This window comes from Pseudoalteromonas sp. XMcav1-K, from assembly GCF_044005875.1.
Lineage (GTDB): Bacteria > Pseudomonadota > Gammaproteobacteria > Enterobacterales > Alteromonadaceae > Pseudoalteromonas > Pseudoalteromonas spongiae.
Genome location: NZ_JBIPJE010000028.1, coordinates 55,910 through 74,836 on the forward strand (window position 1 = coordinate 55,910; position 18,927 = coordinate 74,836).

The 18,927-nt window shown below is 41.2% G+C and carries 22 protein-coding genes; 7 read left to right on the forward strand and 15 right to left on the reverse strand.

What is annotated here, in order from left to right:
• Positions 1 to 309, reverse strand: coding sequence for a PepSY domain-containing protein (locus ACHSBP_RS03775; protein ID WP_010560352.1), 309 nt, complete (start codon positions 307 to 309; stop codon positions 1 to 3).
• 68 nt (positions 310 to 377) lie between these two features.
• Positions 378 to 677, reverse strand: coding sequence for a YciI family protein (locus tag ACHSBP_RS03780; RefSeq protein ID WP_010560351.1), 300 nt, complete (start codon positions 675 to 677; stop codon positions 378 to 380).
• Positions 678 to 826: 149 nt separating this feature from the next.
• Here ACHSBP_RS03780 and ACHSBP_RS03785 point away from each other — a divergent pair, with 149 nt between their 5' ends.
• Both ACHSBP_RS03785 and ACHSBP_RS03790 read left to right on the forward strand, forming a co-directional pair.
• Positions 827 to 2,263, forward strand: coding sequence for a sodium-dependent transporter (locus ACHSBP_RS03785; protein ID WP_010560350.1), 1,437 nt, complete (start codon positions 827 to 829; stop codon positions 2,261 to 2,263).
• Between the two features lie 150 nt (positions 2,264 to 2,413).
• Positions 2,414 to 2,971: a hypothetical protein gene (locus tag ACHSBP_RS03790; protein ID WP_395388178.1), complete on the forward strand. Its 558-nt coding sequence runs from the start codon at positions 2,414 to 2,416 to the stop codon at positions 2,969 to 2,971.
• 565 nt (positions 2,972 to 3,536) lie between these two features.
• Here ACHSBP_RS03790 and ACHSBP_RS03795 read toward each other — a convergent pair.
• The 11 genes from ACHSBP_RS03795 to ACHSBP_RS03845 form a co-directional block, all read right to left on the reverse strand.
• Positions 3,537 to 3,869, reverse strand: a complete 333-nt coding sequence (locus ACHSBP_RS03795) for a hypothetical protein (RefSeq protein ID WP_010560348.1) — start codon at positions 3,867 to 3,869, stop codon at positions 3,537 to 3,539.
• An 85-nt stretch (positions 3,870 to 3,954) separates the two neighbouring features.
• Positions 3,955 to 4,464, reverse strand: a complete 510-nt coding sequence (locus ACHSBP_RS03800; RefSeq protein WP_010560347.1) for an HNH endonuclease — start codon at positions 4,462 to 4,464, stop codon at positions 3,955 to 3,957.
• 229 nt (positions 4,465 to 4,693) lie between these two features.
• On the reverse strand, positions 4,694 to 4,933 hold the full coding sequence (locus ACHSBP_RS03805; RefSeq protein ID WP_010560346.1) for a hypothetical protein: 240 nt from the start codon (positions 4,931 to 4,933) through the stop codon (positions 4,694 to 4,696).
• 422 nt (positions 4,934 to 5,355) lie between these two features.
• Positions 5,356 to 5,934, reverse strand: a complete 579-nt coding sequence (locus tag ACHSBP_RS03810) for an inner membrane-spanning protein YciB (RefSeq protein WP_010560345.1) — start codon at positions 5,932 to 5,934, stop codon at positions 5,356 to 5,358.
• Between the two features lie 114 nt (positions 5,935 to 6,048).
• Positions 6,049 to 6,855, reverse strand: a complete 807-nt coding sequence (trpA, locus tag ACHSBP_RS03815; RefSeq protein ID WP_010560344.1) for a tryptophan synthase subunit alpha — start codon at positions 6,853 to 6,855, stop codon at positions 6,049 to 6,051.
• Positions 6,852 to 8,042 (reverse strand): tryptophan synthase subunit beta, encoded by a 1,191-nt coding sequence (gene trpB, locus ACHSBP_RS03820; protein WP_010560343.1) that lies wholly within the window; start codon positions 8,040 to 8,042, stop codon positions 6,852 to 6,854. Before trpB ends, trpA begins: the two co-directional genes overlap by 4 nt.
• A gap of 1 nt (position 8,043) precedes the next feature.
• Positions 8,044 to 9,405, reverse strand: coding sequence for a bifunctional indole-3-glycerol-phosphate synthase TrpC/phosphoribosylanthranilate isomerase TrpF (trpCF, locus tag ACHSBP_RS03825; protein ID WP_395388179.1), 1,362 nt, complete (start codon positions 9,403 to 9,405; stop codon positions 8,044 to 8,046).
• On the reverse strand, positions 9,398 to 10,405 hold the full coding sequence (gene trpD / locus ACHSBP_RS03830; protein WP_395388180.1) for an anthranilate phosphoribosyltransferase: 1,008 nt from the start codon (positions 10,403 to 10,405) through the stop codon (positions 9,398 to 9,400). Before trpD ends, trpCF begins: the two co-directional genes overlap by 8 nt.
• The gene (locus ACHSBP_RS03835; protein WP_010560340.1) at positions 10,405 to 11,004 is read right to left on the reverse strand and encodes an aminodeoxychorismate/anthranilate synthase component II; all 600 of its coding nucleotides are present in this window, start codon (positions 11,002 to 11,004) and stop codon (positions 10,405 to 10,407) included. The genes trpD and ACHSBP_RS03835 overlap by 1 nt, the downstream gene beginning before the upstream one ends.
• Positions 11,004 to 12,587, reverse strand: a complete 1,584-nt coding sequence (locus tag ACHSBP_RS03840) for an anthranilate synthase component 1 (protein WP_010560339.1) — start codon at positions 12,585 to 12,587, stop codon at positions 11,004 to 11,006. Before ACHSBP_RS03840 ends, ACHSBP_RS03835 begins: the two co-directional genes overlap by 1 nt.
• Before the next feature lie 393 nt (positions 12,588 to 12,980).
• Entirely contained in the window at positions 12,981 to 13,826 is an 846-nt protein-coding gene (locus tag ACHSBP_RS03845) for a DMT family transporter (protein WP_010560338.1), read from the reverse strand.
• Positions 13,827 to 13,983: 157 nt separating this feature from the next.
• Between ACHSBP_RS03845 and ACHSBP_RS03850 the strand changes: the two genes are divergently transcribed.
• Genes ACHSBP_RS03850 through rluB form a run of 5 tightly spaced genes read left to right on the forward strand, consistent with a single transcriptional unit; the run spans position 13,984 to position 17,812 of the window.
• The gene (locus ACHSBP_RS03850) at positions 13,984 to 14,838 is read left to right on the forward strand and encodes a PHP domain-containing protein (protein ID WP_010560337.1); all 855 of its coding nucleotides are present in this window, start codon (positions 13,984 to 13,986) and stop codon (positions 14,836 to 14,838) included.
• 9 nt (positions 14,839 to 14,847) lie between these two features.
• The gene (locus ACHSBP_RS03855; RefSeq protein ID WP_010560336.1) at positions 14,848 to 15,468 is read left to right on the forward strand and encodes an L-threonylcarbamoyladenylate synthase; all 621 of its coding nucleotides are present in this window, start codon (positions 14,848 to 14,850) and stop codon (positions 15,466 to 15,468) included.
• A gap of 24 nt (positions 15,469 to 15,492) precedes the next feature.
• A complete protein-coding gene (locus tag ACHSBP_RS03860; protein ID WP_010560335.1) occupies positions 15,493 to 16,287 on the forward strand; it encodes a ScpA family protein in 795 nt (264 codons plus the stop codon).
• 17 nt (positions 16,288 to 16,304) lie between these two features.
• Complete coding sequence (scpB, locus tag ACHSBP_RS03865; RefSeq protein WP_054979477.1) at positions 16,305 to 16,883, forward strand: SMC-Scp complex subunit ScpB; 579 nt, start codon at positions 16,305 to 16,307, stop codon at positions 16,881 to 16,883.
• Positions 16,884 to 16,936: 53 nt separating this feature from the next.
• The gene (gene rluB, locus ACHSBP_RS03870; protein ID WP_010560333.1) at positions 16,937 to 17,812 is read left to right on the forward strand and encodes a 23S rRNA pseudouridine(2605) synthase RluB; all 876 of its coding nucleotides are present in this window, start codon (positions 16,937 to 16,939) and stop codon (positions 17,810 to 17,812) included.
• 76 nt (positions 17,813 to 17,888) lie between these two features.
• Here rluB and bcp read toward each other — a convergent pair whose 3' ends face one another.
• Both bcp and ACHSBP_RS03880 read right to left on the reverse strand, forming a co-directional pair.
• Complete coding sequence (bcp, locus tag ACHSBP_RS03875; protein ID WP_010560332.1) at positions 17,889 to 18,362, reverse strand: thioredoxin-dependent thiol peroxidase; 474 nt, start codon at positions 18,360 to 18,362, stop codon at positions 17,889 to 17,891.
• Between the two features lie 11 nt (positions 18,363 to 18,373).
• The gene (locus tag ACHSBP_RS03880) at positions 18,374 to 18,907 is read right to left on the reverse strand and encodes a glycine cleavage system protein R (RefSeq protein WP_010560331.1); all 534 of its coding nucleotides are present in this window, start codon (positions 18,905 to 18,907) and stop codon (positions 18,374 to 18,376) included.
• Between the last annotated feature and the right edge of the window lie 20 nt (positions 18,908 to 18,927).

The window sequence follows — 18,927 nt, forward strand, 5'->3', positions numbered from 1 at the left end:
TTATTGTTTTCCTTTTTTAACCTGGCCATTTGATTTATTTACTTTAAAGTCAACAACCTTACCTTTTGGTTGTAACATTCTTACTTTGTAGTAATGGGTGTTCTCTTTCACGCTTAAAATCTTACCAGGGTAAGATTGCGACACTTTTTTGGCCGCTCTGCGCTTGGTTAAACCCAGAGTGTTAACATTTTTAAGCGCTTTATTCGCTGCCGCATTTTGTGAAGATGTTTTGACCTTTGAGTCATTTTCATTACTTGCATTGGCATTAAATAGCACTAAGCAACTGATCAGACTAATCAAATATTTCATACGTTAGCTCGCCACGTTATGGAGTAAGTTAAATGTACAAAAAGTTCACTGAACTTACTCTGAATCAGTTACGGTAAAACTCGTTTAAACGGTTTAACAATTGATTCTTTGTAAATACCCGCTTCGATATAGGGATCGTTTGCAGCCCAGCTGCGCGCATCTTCTAACGAATCGAATTTAGCAATCACTAATGAACCAGTGAAACCCGCTTCGCCTGGATCGTCGCTGTCGATTGCTGGTAGTGGCCCGGCAGATAACAAACGTTCTTCTGCTTTTAACGCTTCTAAGCGTGCTAAGTGAGCAGGACGCGCTTCTTTTCGCATCGCTAAGCTGTTTTCAACATCTATTGAATAAATCATGTACCACATACAGCACCTGTTTGGTTATTTTATTGAATATAAAAATAATTCTATCAACAGAAAGGATAAAACTAAAAATCATTTTTCGCGAAAACTTGAAACAGTAGGTTTAACACTGATAGCATCCAAGGTTGAAAACAATAATACTAAGGTTCAGCATGAGTGCATCGCGAGAGCATTTTAGCTCCAAACTCGGATTTATTTTGGCCGCTGCAGGCAGTGCAGTAGGCATTGGAAACCTCGTTGGTTTCCCAGTATCGGCAACCAAAAATGGCGGTGGTGCATTTTTAGTTGTTTATGCATTGTTTGTAATTTTTGTTTGCTTACCAGTAATGATGGCCGAAATGGCTATGGGTCGTAGCGCGCAAAAAGACCCACTTGGCGCGTATAATAAATTATCGGGTAACAGCAGTAAGTGGCGATATCCTGGATTTTTAGCGGTACTTACGCCATTTATGATTGGCGTGTTTTACATGGTGATCACTGTGTGGATTTTTGGTTACCTTGTTCAGGCAGCCATTGGCAACTTAGATGCACTTGCCGATCCCAGCAATTTTGGTCAGTTTATAAACCAAACCAGTGTATTTTTTTACATGGTAGGCGTTGGTGTGCTGGTTAATCTAATTCTACTTGGCGGTGTAAAGCAGGGCATTGAAAAAGCAGCAAAACTGCTTATGCCAGCGCTATTTGTGCTACTAGTTGGCCTTGTTGCTTACGTACTGACATTAGATAATGCGATTGCTGGCCTTCGTTATTACGTTGTGCCTGATTTTAGCAAAGTGAATGCTAGCGTTTTAAATGGTGCACTGTCGCAAGCGTTTTTCTCGCTGTCGCTCGGTATGGGTATTTTAATGACTTATGCATCATATATTTCTAAGAAGGAAAATATTGTAGGCAGTGCAAAAATGGTTGCAGTAACTGACTCATTGGTCGCATTTATTGCGGGTTTAATGGTCTTGCCAGCGATTTTCAGCTTTAACCCAAACACCAATCCTGCGGAGTTATCTGACTCATCGGTATCAATGATTTTTGTTTATTTACCAAAAATCTTCCTCGCGATGCAGCAAGATATCGGCTACGTAGGCGCAAGCGCAATCGCCGTAATCTTTTTCTTACTGGTATTTTTTGCAGCAATTACATCACTTGTGTCAATTATTGAAGTACCAACAGCGACCTTAATTGAAGAAAAGGGCGTTTCGCGTTTTAAAGCATTGCTATTACTTGCAGGTAGCATGGGTATTTTAACCATTTTATGTACCATGTCGTTTGGTATGAGTGAGTGGTTAAGCACAATGTTTAACTATGGTGACCACGATCCTGCAACTAAAAAGAGCCTGTTTGATTTTATATACGATGTGTTTTACGACACCATCTTACCGTTAAACGGCTTAATGGTGTGTTTGTTCGTAATGTACCGTTGGAAAAAAGCAAAGCTAACTGAAGAGCTTAGCCAAGGTGCGCCTGAGTATGCAGGTAGCTTTACCGAGAAGTATGTAAACTTCTCACTATCAACCTTTATTCCATTTATTTTGGCGCTGATTTTTATTAATACAGTTGCTAATAAGTTCTTTGCTTACAATTTATTAGGCTTCTAATACGATTTAAATAAAGACTTAAGTTAAAAGCGGAGCAATTGCTCCGCTTTTTTGTGTTTAATGGCAATATAAGGTGATGGAAGGGCGAACTTTAATCATCTTAAAAGGTAGAATAGTTAATAGAATTAGATAGTTAAACTAGGTTGGAAGATGGTCAAAATTAACAGTGAACAAAGTAAGCGCAGCGCGCAGTTTAAGTTTGTAGCATACGCTATTTCTGTAATTTTGATTGCCGGATGCTTGATTGCAACCAGCTTGCAAGTGGCACTAAATTGGCCATTTATTGTGATTTGTTCTCTATGTATTGTTGGCCTTTTAATAGCTTCACAATCAGCAAATAATCGCTTTTTGGTGTTGGGCAAAGCGCCTTTAATGCTCGATAGTAAAATTGTGATGTTAGGTGTTGAAACAAAAGGGCAAATAGTTATTAATCAGCCGCATTTTAAGAAGTTTAATCAAGCGATACTTCAAATACTTGCGCCAGGTTATGAAAGCGGTTTAAATGAGATTTGGTCTGATACTTTACCATTAAAAATTGAGTTTGACGGCGATACTACTTTGCTTGATTTTACCTTTACGCTACCCACACAAATCAAACTTCATTCAGGCACACGTTGTTACTTAACAATAAGTTATGTTGAGAATATGCAGGAAGTGAAGCGTACTTATCGATTAAATGTGCGGGATCCGAAAGTAAGAATGTTGTAGCGGGGATTTGTAGCTGTGTTAATTGTGAGTTATTTGAAAATTGTTTAGTTGTAGCGCTTAACCTTCTCTTCTGTTAGTTGGTTCGAGCTGGCTTTTGGCAATGTCAACTGATTCTTCTATCTCCCATGAGCGTATCTTGCGCAATCCATGGCGCCCTCTTGTTCATTTTTGTTACACGACAAAAACGAGCCACAAATTTATCAGGAATAAATTTGAACAGCGAAGCTGGCCAGTATGGCGAAATACAGGGATGTATTTCGTTAAAAACGTGCCCGTAAATCAAACTGAATCTTCAAACATAATTTAAATATGAACTTAAACGCCATGAAGCTACGCGCTAAACGTCCCTGTACGCTATCCAGCTCTAAATCCTTTTATCGCGTTCATAGCTAGCCGAACTTCGTTCGTCTCTAGACGCTATTCACCCATTCATACATAGCTTGCTCGACCGCTTCGCTCCCTGTCTCGCATTATTCATTTAAATAATGTTTTCAGGTTTGATTAAGGGGAAAGATGTGTGTGAATTTTAAATGCAGCCTTTAAATGATGCCTTTTAAAATGGATATTATGTGCGCTTGTATGCCTCTTGCTGTGAGACGCCCAGACTTATTAATATTTCCTCAAAATAACCGACATTTTCTAATTCTCGATTATCTTCATAAGCTAAGCAAAAAAGAATTCTCATTTTTGCTACTTCTGATACAGATGTGTTGTAACCATCGTTACAGTCAACCCAAGACCACAAGCAGTCTCTTAACTGTTCAAGGTTAAACTCTTTATGTTCAACCCAATACTCTTTAAGTTGTAAGAAAGCATTTTTTGCCAAAAGAATTTCAGGTATACCAAGCCTTTCAAGCCAAGCAATAATATGGGCTGCATACTTATAATTTTCGTTCAAATTAGTAAATTCTCCAGAATATATAATGTCGCATTAAGCAGTAAGCAACGCATTGGGGTTCGGGTTGACCTATTTTTTAAATGCTTTACCCAAGAAGCTTTTTAATGCCACTTTGTGCCTGTTTGTACCTTAAATTTATAAGCGTCATAGCTACTTGTCCTACATCCTCATACAAGTTATCAGCGTACTCGTGTAAGTTTAGCGTGGGATCATAATTTTTAGATGCAACGAATTCATTTATGCGCTGTGTACGGGCAGCAGCTTCTTTGCCAGCTTTTGCAATAATGAACTCCAACCAAGGTCTTTGTTGCTTTTCATTGTTGCAAGGAGCACAGCATGGAACCACATTTCCCCATGCGTGTAGGCCAAGCGAAGATTTGTTCATTGGGATTAAATGATCCTGGGACAAGGACTTGCGATCAATGGATGCACCACAAAAGCAACATTGGTAATTAAAAAACTCTAACAACTCATCTTTTTGAGCTACTTTTGGACCGAATGGCTCAAAGCCTCTGGCCTCATCATAAAATTTACCAACGTCTTGTAAGAATATTCTGATGGCGCTATTTGATATGTCAGATTTACTTCGTGCCATGATGCTCCTTTTAGCACTTAACAACTTATTAGGGATACCTAACAAAGTTATGGATCTTGTAAGATAGGTGTTTTTAATCTTTGATTTCGCTTTTTAAAAAACTCATCTTAAATCAGAGTGTAAGATAAATAAACTGGTTATGTGTGGATGGTGGTGTGGGTAATAAATATTGTTATAAAAAAGGCGCTTATAAGCGCCCTTTAAATATATTGTAGAAAGTTATAGTCGTTTAATGCGGTTTGCAATCAAACTTTTCATTGGTGTAAAACGCGGCGTAGGCGATGCCGCTTAGGGTAAAGTACATGGTAAGTACAAAGAGTAAAAAAGTACCTACATTGAAGCCTGAATTATTAAATGCACTTATCATAAATACGGCAAAGCCAATACCAATCGGTAAACACAGCAGTGTTTTAAATAGGTTCTCGTTTTTTATTTCGTATTCAGGTTCTTGTTTGTTATCTGTTTCCATTTAAGCCTCGACTAATATTATTGTTCTAACCACTTTAAGTGGCCGGATTTTAGTTTTCTTTGGGCCTGTTTATCTCGTTATAGCTCCTTGAGAACAACACAACAGGTCATTAAATGTTCAATTTAATACTAGAACGATTTAATAGATTTTCCTAATTATCAAAACATAATGGGTGATATTTGTAACTTTCGCTTTATATGAAGTGTAAGTAGAAAGTTTCTAAGCAATAAATAAGTTAAACAATCGGTATTTTGCTAGCTGATAATTATATGGTAAGGGGTTGAGGCATTATTTGAGGAGCAGGGCTCAAGGCTGAGTAGCGATCGGAAAGCATTAAATCTTGAACGTCAAAACACGGATTTACTAAAAAGGAGCGGTTATCGCTCCTTTTTATATTTAAATCACGTTAAGGCTTGTTACCGTTATTCGCTTTTTTGTTCTTCATCGTCAGGCAAATATTGATAAAGCATAACGATAGTTACAATTAGCGCAACGAAAGTGGCAGCGGTAATGCCGAACACTTTGAAGTTAACCCAAAAATCCAGTGAAAATGCATAGGCAACATAAATATTAACAGCGGCGATTAGGTATAAAAACGTACTCCAAAATAAGTTTATTTTATCCCAAAGTGGCTCAGGCACTTCAATTTTCTGGCCTGTATCATTAGTTGAAGCCAAGATTGAGCCTAACATTTTTGCCATTAGGTTCTTGTTAAAGAAATAACGCGATGCTAATAAAATGGTCGCAAAGCCTGCATAGACCACGGTTGCTTTCCACTTAATAAACTGCTCATCTTGGAAAAGAATAGTGAGTGAGCCAAGACCAACCGCTAAAGCAAAGAGTCCCCAATGTTTGGTAGCGACTTTTTTCTCGATAAAGAAGTAGTAGGCTATTTGCAGAACTGACGCACCAATAAGTACCGACGTCGCCCAAAAAATATCCATGGTTTTATAAAGAATGAAAAATAAGATCAGGGGAGCATATTCAAATAATGCGAGCATTGTTTACCTCTTAAATTATGCTGAATATTTACCTTACACCAGAGTTAATATGAAACACCAGAGTTTGGGTTTAAAAAAAGGGCGCTTGGCGCCCTTTGTATTGTTTATACACAATTATTTTTGCGTTGCGGCTTTCATATTACGTACAAAGCTTTCAAGCTCGCTTAGCATAGTTTCAGGTGATTCAAGGTTATTCTCGATAATCTTAACTACTGCAGAGCCTGAAATGGCACCTGCGGCACCTGAGGCAATTGCCGCTTTTACATCTTCAGGGGTTGAAATACCAAAACCCAGAAGCGCAGGTGCTGCGTTAAAATTTAATAACTTTTTGATCATTGAATCTGCAGGCATTTGCGCTTTGGTTTCGGTACCCGTAACACCTGCGCGCGAGAGCAAATAGGTATAACCACGGCCGTAAGATGCGCATTGGCGAAGTGTATCGTCATCAGCATTTGGCGTGGCAATAAAGATAGGCTCTATCTCTGCTTGCATGGCAGCTTGTCTAAACATTTTTGACATATGCAGCGGCACATCAGCAACTAAAATTGAATCAACGCCCACTTCTTTTGCTGTGCGATAAAAGTTATCAATGCCCTGTGCTAACACTAGGTTTGAATAAAGCAGTAAGCCAATTGGAATATCCGCGTTGTACTCACGTACTTTACGAATTATTTCAAAGCTCTCAGCTGTGGTGATTTTATTTTCGAGCGCGCGAATATTGGCCGCCTGAATCACCGGGCCATCAGCGATTGGATCTGAGAATGCAATACCTAGCTCCAGCGCATCAGCGCCGCCGTCAATTAAGCGTTTAATAATCTCAAAGCTTAATTCTTTGTTTGGGTCGCCAATGGTAACAAATGGCACAAATGCACCTTGGTTAACTTCATTTAATGCGTGAAATGCTTGTTGATAGCGGCTCATAGTTTGCCTCCTTGATTTAACACTGTATGCACGTGCGCTAAATCTTTGTCACCACGGCCACTTAAATTCACTACAATAATGGTTTCTTCACTTTTTTCTTCAGCCAGCTTTAATGCGTAAGCAAGGGCATGGCTTGATTCAAGCGCCGGAATAATCCCTTCGTTTTTCGCAAGTAGCTGGAATGCTTCTAAAGCCTCATCATCACTAATGCCAACATATTGGGCACGGCCTGTTTCAGCAAGGTGTGCATGCTGAGGGCCAACCGCTGGGTAATCAAGACCTGCAGATACCGAGTAAGACTCTTCGATTTGGCCGTTGCTGTCTTGCATAATAAAGGTGTATGCACCGTGCAAAATGCCTTTTGTGCCTTTACAAATTGCCGCGCCATGCTCGTCAGTATCAAGGCCTTTACCTGCTGGCTCAACGCCAACCAGTTTTACACTTTCATCGCCAATAAAGTCATTAAACATACCAATTGCGTTAGAGCCACCACCAACACAGGCAATCACATAATCTGGTAGGCGGCCTTCTGTATCAAGTACTTGTTGTTTTGCTTCTTCACCAATCATTTTTTGGAAGTCGCGTACAAGTGTTGGGAACGGGTGCGGGCCTGCTGCTGTACCAAGTAAGTAGTGTGCCGTATCGTAGTTTGCTGACCAGTCGCGCATTGCTTCGTTAACCGCATCTTTTAATGTGCCAGAACCTGCGGTAACAGGAATGACTTCTGCGCCCATTAGTTTCATTCTAAATACGTTTGGTTGCTGGCGTTCTACGTCTTTTGCACCCATGTAAACGCGGCATTTTAAGCCAAGTAGTGCACAAGCTAGGGCGGTTGCTACACCGTGCTGACCAGCACCGGTTTCAGCAATGACTTCTTTTTTGCCCATACGTTTTGTTAGTAATGCCTGACCTAACACTTGGTTGGTTTTATGTGCGCCACCGTGCAGTAAATCTTCACGTTTAAGGTAAAGTTTTACCTTAGGGTTTTTCACTAAATTGCGTGTAAGCGTCAGTGGCGTAGGGCGACCGGCATATTCATTAAGCAGCTTTTCAAACTCTGCATGAAAGCTAGGGTCGTTCTTTGCTTTATTAAATTCACTTTCAAGTTGTTTTAAGGCGGGTACCAGAAGTTCTGGTACGTACATGCCGCCAAAATCGCCGAAATAGGCTGGGTTTTTATTTTCCACCTCAAGATTCCTTTATCTTAGAAAACACAGAATTAATTTGTTGATGACATTTTTTACCTGGGCTTGTTTCAATGCCCGAATTTAAATCAAGGCCAATGGCTTGGGTTGCAAGCGCATCAATAATATTGTCGTTATTTAAGCCGCCTGCGAGCATATAGTTGCGTTCGTTAATCAGCACATCCCAATTAAAGGTTTGCCCCGTACCACCGCTTTGGTTGCCCACTTTGGTATCAAATAAATAGCGATCAGCCCCTTGGCTCTTATGTTCAATCACATCGCTTACCGCAACGGCTTTCCATACTTGCACGCTCGCTGGTAGCGCCTTTTTAAGCGTAGCAATATAGGTTTCGTCTTCATCGCCATGTAACTGTACTGCAACCAGTTTTAGCTCAACGGCAATATGTACAATGGTGTCAATCGTTTCGTTTACAAATACGCCAACAAAGCCTAAATCGCAGCTATCGGCAATTGGTTTTGCACAGTCAATATCAACGTAACGTGGCGATTTTGCATAAAAAATCAGGCCACCAAATACCGCGCCCGCATTATATGCGGCAATCGCATCTTGTGAGCGCGTCAAACCGCACACTTTATTTTCACCTAGAATCAGCTTACGACAGGCCAAATCAAGGTTCTGTTCAGCCATCAGTGAGCTGCCAACTAAAAAGCCGTTACACAGAGATTTTAAGCGTTTTACATCAGCGTGAGTGTAAATGCCCGATTCTGAAATAACCACTTTCCCTGCAGGGATTAACGCACGAAGGGTTTCTGTAGTGGCAAGGTCGGTACTTAAATCACGCAGATTACGGTTATTAATACCAATAATCTCAGCGTCGAGTGTTAATGCGCGGTGTACTTCTTCTTCGTTACTCACTTCGGTCAAAATTTCCATATTGAGCGATTTTGCCACCTTTGCAAGCGCGGAGTACTCATCATCATTAAGCACACTTAGCATCAGTAAAATTGCATCTCCACCGTGCAGGCGTGCTAAATACACTTGGTACTCATCAATGAAGAAATCTTTACAAATAAGCGGTTGATTCACCAATGAACGTACTTTAGTTAAGTAATCAAAACTGCCTTGAAAGTATTTCTCGTCAGTCAGTACACTAATGCACGCAGCGTAATGCTTGTAAGCACCGGTAATTTCATCAAGATTAAAATCATCACGAATAAGCCCTTTGGATGGCGAGGCTTTTTTACACTCTAAAATAAAGTTAGTGCCGGGTTTTGCTAGTTCGCCGTAAAAATCACGCTCGGTTGGTACCACCTCATCAATAAAGCTTTCAAGTGGCTTATTGGCTTTACGCGATCCAAGCTCAATGCGTTTATCGGCAACAATTTTTTCTAATACATTAGCCATGAGACACCTCGATAATGCGTGATAAATGTGAAAACGCTGCGCCACTTGCCAGGTGGTTTTGTACCGCCTGTGTTGCGTCTTTAAAGTTGCTGTAGTCGCCTTGCATTACAAGCACGGCTGCAACATTTGCGGCAATCGCTGCATTGTGCGCAGGCTTGCCTTCACCTTTTAAAATCGCAAGGCTTGCCGCCGCGTTATAATCAGGCTCGCCACCTTCAATATCTGATAGGGCATAGTTATCAAGGCCAAAATCTTGCGGTTGTAGAGTGTACTCAATAATTTCACCGTCTTTTAGCTCGGCAACCTGTGTTTCACCGTGTAGGGCAATTTCATCGGTACCTGCACCGTGGACCACCATAACCCGCTTACAGCCAAGTAGTTTAAGTGTTTGCGCCATCGGGCGAAGTAATTCAGGGGTATAAACCCCAAGCAGTTGATGGCTTGGTTTTGCAGGGTTTGCCAACGGCCCTAAAATATTAAATAAGGTGCGTGTTTTAAGTGCGGTACGCACTGGCATCGCGTATTTCACACCTGCATGGTAAAGCGGTGCAAATAAAAAGGTAAAATGGGTTTTTGCTAGGCAGTTTTCTGCTTGTGCCACACTCATATTAATATTGATGCCAAGGGCATTAAGTAAGTCAGACGAGCCCGATTTACTTGAAACACTGCGGTTGCCGTGTTTTACCATATTAACGCCCATGCTCGCGGCAACAATGGCAGCAGTAGTTGACACGTTAATTGAATTGGCACCATCACCACCGGTGCCACATGAATCAAAGCTTATGGCACTTGGGTTAGTAAATGTCACTGCATTATCGCGCATGGCTTTTGCAGCACCTGCAATTTCGTTGTCGGTTTCGCCTTTAATTTTAAGCGCGGTTAACGCTGCGGTAAGCTCGATTTCGCTAACTTGACCTGTCATTACAAGATTAAAAAACTCGCTGCTCTGTTCAAACGTTAAATCTTGTTGTTCGATTAAGAGATTAACAAGTGGTTGCATTATGCGCCCTCCACATTGGCTAAATAAGCTAGGCTTTGCTTTAACAGCTGTGAGCCATTTGGCGTTAAAATTGATTCTGGGTGAAACTGAAACCCAATTACTTTATCTTGCTCTTGAATAATTGCCATAGGAATTGTGTCGTAGCTGGCAATGACATCAAGGCTATCTGGTACTTCGGTTGCCATGAGTGAATGGTAACGCGCCACTGGTATTTGCGAATGTAAGCCACTAAATACTGCGTGCTCTTTAAGTTCTATAAGTGATGATTTGCCATGCACTGTTTCACCTGCGTGACCAACCACACCACCGTAACACTCCACAATTGCTTGGTGGCCTAAACAAATACCCAGCATAGGGTAGCGGCCTTTCGCTTTATTGATAAGCTCAATTAAATTGCCCGCTTGTTTTGGGGTGCCAGGGCCAGGTGAAAGTACTAATGTTACAGGGCAAGTTTCCTCAGCCATTTTGCTTAAAATGGTGTCGGCCGGAACATGGTTACGATAAACCACCAGTTCAAAGCCCAATTGCTCAAATTCATCCACCAAGTTGTAGCTAAACGAATCAAAATTATCGATAAAGTAAATTTTTGCCTGCGCCATTAGGCTTCTCCTTGGTAGATAGACTTAATTGCACGAATAACCGCTTGTGCTTTTTGGCGAGTTTCGTTTGCTTCTAGTTGTGGCACTGAGTCATAAACTACGCCTGCACCTGCTTGCACGTAAGCCATATTATCTTTAACAAAGGCACTACGAATAACAATGCAGCTGTCCATCGCACCATCACCAGTTAAATAACCCACAGCACCACCGTAGCTGCCACGGCGTTTACCTTCGGTAATACGCACCAGCTCGGCCGCTTTTACTTTTGGTGAGCCAACCAAGGTGCCCATATTCATACACGCTTGGTAGGCATGCAGTGCATCCAGCTCAGGTTTTAATTGACCTACCACGCGCGATACTAAATGCATCACTTGCGAGTAGCGGTCAACTTTTAATAATTCTTTTACGTAGCGCGAACCCGGTGTTGAAATGCGGGCAATGTCGTTACGCGCTAAATCAACTAGCATAATGTGCTCGGCGCGCTCTTTTTTATCATCGCGCAAATCTAGTTCAATTTTGCTATCAAGGTCAAAGTTAATGCTGCCATCAACATTTTTACCACGGGCACGCGTACCGGCAATTGGGTAGACCTCTACTTGATTGGTGCTTTGGCAATATTTAAGCGCAGATTCGGGTGATGCACCAAATAACACAAAGTTTTCATCTTTCATGTAAAACATGTAAGGGCTTGGGTTTTGTGTTTTAAGCTGATGATATGCTGCAAGTGAGTCAGCACATGGTAATGAAAAACAGCGAGACGGCACGACTTGGAAAATGTCGCCATCGACAATGTGTTTTTTAAGGGTTTCGACTTGTTGACAAAAGGTTGCGTCGTCAATATCAACACTTTCACTTACAGCGCCCGGAAAGGTTGGGGCATTATAAGCTGGTAAATCGTCACACAGCTTATTAAGTGCTTCAAGTTTTTGGCCTACTTCAAAACAGTTGGCGTGTGCGTCGGGACCGCTAAATACATTGCCAATAAGTTCTGTGGTATTTGCTTGATGGTCAATAACAATCAGTGTTTCTGCAAGATAAAAAACAAAATCAGGGGTTGTGTTATCGCCGTTTGGTACGTCTGGAAGTGACTCAAAGTTGGCAACCATATCGTAGGCAAAAGTGCCGCCTAAAAATACTGCAAAATGAGATTCTGTGGTGCTTTCAATATTATTGATACATTGTCTTAATGCGGTAAATGCATTGTCAGCCACTAAGCGACTCGCTTCATCCATCAAACTGGTATCGCGTTCAAACACAATGCTTAGGCTTGAATTTGCAAGTTCAACGTTGTGATCTTTAAAAAAGCCAGCTAAATGGGGTAGTAGCTGTTTGCCGTTATTGCTTTTTGCATCAAACGTTACCGTGTCACCATTACATTCAATACGAATAGCAGCATCGGCTAAAATTAAACTCTTTACATTATCTTTTGAATCAATTTCCGCTGATTCTAACAATAAGCTATTAAAGTTAGTCGGGTTGTTACATACCGCGCTGTAAAGTGCTAGTGGACTTTCAATGTAGTCCCGCGCCAGCGAAATGCTGGTAACTTTACCGACCTCGGTTGATATATGACTAAATATCACGCCTCATTCCTTATACAAAAAAGCCCGCTTAGAAGGCGGGCTGAATAATAGACAAACAAAATCCTCCCGCGTTAATTACAGGAACCACCACCATTGGATTAGTTGTTTGTTATTACTCATTATTCACCTCAAATTAGACATAAAAAAACCCGCACATTGTGCGGGTTTTAAGAATAGTTTAGATACAATTATTCCCACCCGCGATTACGAGTGCCACCACCATACTGTTTTGATTTGTGAAGTTACTAATTGCATTTAAACGATTCCTAAAATGTTTCAGCCATAGTAAACCCCAGATTGTATACATGAGTCAACACAAAACCGCCATTTTTTATAACTAATCGGATTTGTTAGTGTTTATTGGTTATAAGCAGTGTTTAAACAGTTATAAAATCAGGGTTTTAGTGGCTTTTTACCAAGCACAACCAGCAAAATTCCGATTAGAATAATAGCTCCAGAAATTGCTAGTCGTTCACTGATAGGCTCGGATAAAAATAAAAAGCCACCAATACCGGCAATAATAGGTACCGAGAGCTGCGATACAGCTGCTTGCACTGAGGTTAAGTGTTTTAGTGCAACATACCAAATGGCGTAACCAATACCTGATGTCACACTGCCAGCTATCACAGCGAGTAAAATCCCTGTGGTTGAGGCATTAGTTGAGTTGAGTGTCATCAAGCTTAGTAACGTTATAAAAGGTAAGGTGCGCATAAAATTAAAGGCGGTATCGGCAAGGGGATTAGATGAGTTTTTGCCAGCTAAGGTATAGCCCGCCCACGCCATACCCGAAATCATCATAAGCACAAAACCAGTCAGTGAAGGTGATGAAATATCAGGCAGCACCAAGTAGCTAAAACCAATAAACGCAATTAGCGCGCCGCACCATTCGATAGGATAAATTTTGGTACCTGAAAAAAAGGTATAAGCAAGCATGCTAAATTGCACCGATGAAAAGAGCACAAGTGCCCCAATAGCGGTTTCAAGTGAAATATAGGCATAGGAAAAGGTTATGGCGTAAATAAACAAATAAACGGCGCCAAGCCATGAACCTTTGCTCGCTGTTTGTTTATTTTTATGAAAAAGGGCGTAAAGAATAAAAAGCGTTATCGCACCTGAGAATAAACGAATTGAGGTGAAGCTTGCGGCGTCAATTTGCCCTTGCCCAAGGGCTATTCGGCAAAGAATAGAGTTTCCAGCAAAGGCGATAAGTGAAAGTAGGGTAATTAGCAGTATTTTCATAAATTAAAGCGGCACTGTTTATTATTAATCGAGTTTAAACAGATAAAGACCTTTATTCGCAAATATTAATTTCCCAAATGAAAGCAAACAAATCAGCAAGAGTAATTAGCCACTGAATTTGGTATGATTACACGCAATACAAACGAAAACCATATTTATGAAATTTGACCTACACAGCCATACGTATTATTCCGATGGCAAGCTATCCCCAGAAGACTTAGTTGAACGCGCCGTTGAAAAAGGCGTTGATATATTAGCGATTACCGATCACGATACCGTTAAGGCGCTGCCAATTGCACAGCAACATATCGACAAAAATGCGTTACCGCTGACACTTGTTAAGGGCATCGAGTTTTCAACTAAGTGGGAAAGCTTTGAAATTCATATTGTTGGTTTAAACATTGATGTTGAAAATAGCACTTTGGCATGCTTGATTGCTGAGCAAACAGGAAAACGCGCAACACGCGCAGAAAAAATGGCTGAAAAGCTCGAAAAACGCGGGTTTGAAAACGTATTAGAACAAGCAAAAGCGTTAGCCAACAAAGGCCAGCTTACCCGCGCTCATTTTGCTCAAGTAATTCAAGCGCAAGGGGCAGCAAACACTTTACAAGGGGTGTTTAAAAAATTTTTAGTGCGCGGTAAACCGGGATATGTAACCAGCGAATGGTGTGATGTTGCCACTGCCGTGAAGGCAATTAAAGCTGCAGGTGGTCAAGCGGTATTAGCACATCCAAGTCGTTATAAATTATCCAATAAATGGTTGCGCCGTTTGCTTGAAGAATTTAAACATGCTGGTGGCGATGGCATTGAAGTGGCGCTGCCACAACAAGCACCGAGTGATCGTCAGTTTTTAGCCCAGCTTGCTGAAGAATATCAGCTGCTTTCGTCGCAAGGTTCAGATTTTCATTTTGCAACCAACTGGTTAGAACTTGGAAAGAACTTATACTTACCTAAAGCCAGTGTGCCAATTTGGCAGGATTGGGCGATTGCCAAAGAACAAGAATTAAATTAAGGATATCCAATGAGTCAATTTTTTCATATTCATCCAGAAAACCCACAGGCGCGTTTAGTGCGTCAAGCGGTTGATATGATCCAGCAAGGCAAGGTAATTGTGTTTCCAACCGATTCAGGTTATGCAATCGGCTGTAGCATAGGTAATAAAAATGCAATGGAGCGTATTGCGCGTATTCGTGGTTTAGAAAAACACCATAACTTTACCCTTGTTTGCCGTGATTTATCGGAACTTGCCACTTACGCCCGTGTAGATAACAGTTTGTTTCGCTTAATTAAAAATAATACGCCAGGGCAATACACCTTTATTTTCAAAGGTACTAAAGAAGTGCCACGTCGCTTGCTTAATGAGAAAAAGAAAACCATTGGTATTCGCGTGCCTGATCACATTATTACTCAAGCGATTTTGGCGGAGTTGGGTGAGCCGTTAATGTCATGTTCGTTAATTTTACCGGGTGAACAATTTGCTGAGGCGGATCCAGAAGAAATTCGTTTTCAATTAGAAAAACAAGTGGATTTAATTATTCACGGTGGCTATTTGTCTGAGCAGCCAACCACTGTGGTAGATTTTTCGGAAGACACGGTAGAGATTATTCGTGTGGGTGCAGGCGACCCAGCACCATTTGAATAAGTATCCAGAGTTTAAACAGCGCCCATGAGCGAAATGCAGCAGCAAAAATTACCGCTTGGCTTTTTACATGGCAAAGCGGTAACTGATAAACCTGAAGATCTTTATATTCCGCCCGATGCACTTGAAGTGGCACTGGAAGCATTTGAAGGTCCGCTTGATTTATTGCTGTATCTAATTAAAAAGCACAAACTCGATATTCTTGATGTTTCGATTGCCAAAATCACTGGGCAATATATGCAATATGTTGAGATGATGAAAGAGTTTAAGTTAGAGCTTGCCGCTGAATACTTAGTGATGGCGGCGTTACTTGCTCAAATTAAATCTCGCTTATTATTACCGGTACATAAAGAGCTGGAAGAAGAGGAAGATGATCCTCGGGCACTGCTGATTAAGCGCTTACAAGAATACGAACAATTTAGAAAAGCAGCCGAAAACCTAGATGCGTTACCACGAGTAGAACGCGATATTTATATTGCCCATGCGCTGTTAGATGAAACACAGTCGCAAGGTGTTGAACTGCCTGACCTCTGTGTGAAAGAGTTATTGCTGGCACTTAGTGATGTAATGGCGCGAGCGCAAACGTTAACCCATCATCAAGTTAGTGCCGAAGTGCTTTCAACCCGAGCGCGAATGTCACATATTTTATCGCTTTTAACAGAAAATGATGGCTTTTTGCCATTCTCTCAGGCGTTTGAACACGTTGAAGGCAAAGCGGCTGTAGTGGTAAGTTTTATCGCCATTTTAGAGCTGGTGAAGGAAAGCTTGATTGTGGTTCAGCAAAGCGATATAAACTCGCTCATCTACCTTAAACTAAAATAAAAAACGAAATAGGTATTATGGCGAAGCGACTTTCTGATGAGCAGTTAATTGAATTGATTGAAGCGGCAATTTTTGTTGCGAATACGCCATTAACCAAAGACAAGCTGCGAGACACCGTATTAAGTGACTTCTCTATATCCCTAAAGCGTATTCAAAGCGCTATCGATGCCATTATGGCGCACTACGCGACGCGCGGTGTGCGGTTAGTAAAAGTGGGATCAGGTTATCGGTTTCAAGCATGCAGCAGTTTATCGCCGTGGCTTAATAAACTATGGCAAGAAAAAGCCCCTAAATATTCCCGTGCATTTTTAGAAACATTAAGTTTAATTGCGTATCGTCAGCCAATTACCCGTGGTGAAATAGAGCAAGTGCGCGGCGTTACCGTAAGCAGCCAAACTATTAAAACAATGCTAGAGCACAATTGGGTCAAAGTGGTTGGCTATAAAGAAGTACCGGGCAAACCGGCGCTTTATGGCACCACCAAACAATTCTTAGATCACTTCTCATTGTCTTCATTGAATGAATTACCGCCATTACCAGTAGCGCAAGACGAAAAAATCTCACAAATCCTCAGTGAGCCTGCGCAACTTGATTAGCTCTGTGCTAGAATAGCCAACAATTCCTAGCTGCGAAGTTACATGAGAAAATAATGAGCGAAAAGTTACAAAAAGTATTAGCACGTGCTGGTAAAGGTTCACGTCGTGAATGTGAAAAATTTATTGAATCGGGTCGTGTTAGTATTGATGGCAAAGTTGCCCGTTTAGGTGACCGTGTCGAGCCAACACAGCGTATCCGCCTTGACGGACATGTTGTTAAGGTTGAAGCGTCAAACGAACGTGTTTGTCGTATTTTAATGTACCACAAGCCTGAAGGTGAGCTGTGTACACGTAAAGATCCTGAAGGTCGTCGCACCGTATTTGACCGTTTACCACCGCTTGAAAATGATCGCTGGATTGCCATTGGCCGTTTAGATATCAACACATCAGGCTTACTACTGTTTACTAACGATGGTGAACTTGCGAACCGCTTAATGCACCCAAGTTATGAAGTGGAACGTGAATACGCAGTACGTGTATTCGGTGAAGTAACGGATCAAACGCTGAAAAATGTGACAAATGGCGTTGAGTTAGACGATGGCTTTGCTAAGTTCTTATCGGTAGTGCCACAAGGCGGAAGCGGTTTAAACAACTGGTTTAACGTTACCTTAACCGAAGGCCGTAACCGAGAAGTACGTCGTTTATGGCAATCACAGGAAGTGGAAGTATCACGCCTAATTCGTGTGCGCTATGGTGACTTATTACTAAATAAACGTTTACCGCAAGGTGGTTGGGAAGAGCTAAACCTAAAAGATGTGAACTACTTACGTCAAACGGTAGGAATGCGCCGCGAAACCGAAACAAAACTATCGGTAATGCCTGAGAAGCGTAAAGATCGCCGCGCTAAGATTAACAAAATCCGTAAAGCGGTTAAAAAGCATAATCAACGTGTGACGCCGGGCAATAAACGCCGTGCACCAAAAAAGTAATTCGGTACTTAACTGAATTGTAGATATAAAAAAAGCGCCAATTGGCGCTTTTTTTAATTAAGAATGTTTTTCTTAATTAAGCATTTTCTTTTAAGTAATCGATAACCACTTGGTGGTGATCTTTGGTTTTAAATTTATTAAAGAAATGTTCAATTGTACCATCTTGTCCAATAAGGAAAGACAAACGGTGAATGCCGTCATACTCTTTACCCATAAACTTTTTTAAACCCCACACACCAAATGCATCGGCAATGGCGTGGTCTTCGTCAGATAACAGCGGGAAGTTAAGCTCTTTTTTGGTTTCGAAGTTCTTAAGGCGTTTTACTGGATCTGGGCTAATGCCAACCGCAACGGTATTAAGCGCTGCAAGTTCCGCTTTATGATCGCGCAGATTTTCAGCTTGTACTGTACAGCCCGGTGTAGATGCTTTAGGGTAAAAATAAACAAGTACTTTGTTTTCTTTTAATAATTCTGCAAGTTCTACTGTGTCACCGTTTTGATCGGCAAGTGAGAATAGCGGTGCTTTATCGCCAGCTTGAAGCGTATTCATATTATAATTTCCTATCGAATCCGTTTTAAAATGTGTTCTACGTTAGACTTTGAAAAAATGATCTCAAGTTGATGTTTAAATTCAGCTTCATCCACGTCACGCGAGAAATTAATGTCAATTTCCGAGCGCATTACCACATCACCATCTTGTTCTACACTATCGGATTTAAGTGCTGCAATATTTACTTGGTAGTCAGCCATTAATTGCGTCACTTTGCTTAGTGTGCCCGGCGTATCAGGGCCGTGGTAGGTGAGTTTATAACCTGCTTTATACTGTTTTTCCTGATGTTGGCTGGTGCGTTTCATCATGGTTAATAAACCAAGCTCAACGCTTTTTGTCGGAATATTATATTCAACACGACTAATGGCAGAAATATCGCCTTCAAGCAACATTATAAAGGTGAATTCATTGCCTAAAATGGCAATGCGGCTATCAATAATATTGCAATTAGTTTCACTTACTAGCTTGGTAAGCTCACTCACTATGCCTGGGCGATCTTCACCGATGGCAGTAACAACAAGTTGATTTCCAGTGTTTAACGTCATTTTTAGTCTCAATGGGTTAA